This is a genomic window from Oleiphilus sp. HI0125, assembly GCF_001635355.1.
Window position 1 is genome coordinate 1 of the sequence record NZ_LWGF01001252.1, and the last position, 985, is coordinate 985.

Here is a 985-nt window from a genome sequence, read left to right on the forward strand (position 1 = left end):
AATACTTTTTGTTTCAACGGACCTGAGCGATGTGCAAGCCCTAAACCTATGTTTCGAATAATTTGCACTGGGGCAGAGCGATTACTAAAGCCATAATAAAACGCGTCCATACCACTCATCATGAGTTGATTAAACATACGTCGCTGCTTTTCATAATTCTTTAACACCGCCCGATCTGATAAGGCTTGGTCATTAATCAATGCTTTACCGAGCTCCTCAATCAATACCGCGGCATCCATAAACCCGAGATTAACACCCTGACCAGCTAAAGGATTAATTGTGTGCGCAGCATCACCGGCCAGAACAATACGCTCTCCTGAGTATTGCTGAGCATGTGACTTGGCAAGAGGAAACGAAGCGACCTGAAGAATCTGTTCAATATCAGGTAATTCTTGGGGATATATCGCTTGAAGTTTTTGACGCAGCTCGGCATCAGACAAGCCTTTTAACTGTGTGATAGTATTCGGCGAGTCGTACCAAACTAACGAGCCATAATTAACACCGTCAATGCGCGGTAACGGAAGAAACGCGAGAGGCCCTTCTGGTCTAAAAGCCTGCCAAGTCCCTTGCTCAACTCCGCCTTTATAGGTAATGGATACGACCATAGCGTGCTGAGTATAAGACTCGCTAAACTGACCAATTCCAGCAATTCGACGCATTTGAGATTGCGCGCCATCAGCCCCAACAACCAAATCGGCTGACATGACAGAACCATCGCTCAAAGTAAGCATACGCTTATCAGAACCTAACTCACTCGATTCAATCGTGACGCCACTAACTAACTCAATGTTTGGCAATTCAGCAACACGATCTAGCAAGCCAAGTTGAATCGCATCATTCTCTAGTATGTGGCCTAAATGCTCTCTACCTAAGTCTTGCGCCTCAAAACGGGTCGTGGCCCATGATGTTATATCGGGCAGTTTCGAAACAAACCCTGACTTAGCCGGCATTTCTTTCACCGCTAAATAGGAATAAGCAAGCGCCC

The 985-nt window shown here is 45.9% G+C and carries 1 protein-coding gene; it reads right to left on the minus strand.

Annotation, left to right across the window (positions count from 1 at the left end):
* A partial coding sequence (locus A3762_RS21775; protein ID WP_156493660.1) for an FAD-dependent monooxygenase occupies positions 1-950 on the minus strand: 950 nt, incomplete at its 3' end.
* Between the last annotated feature and the right edge of the window lie 35 nt (positions 951-985).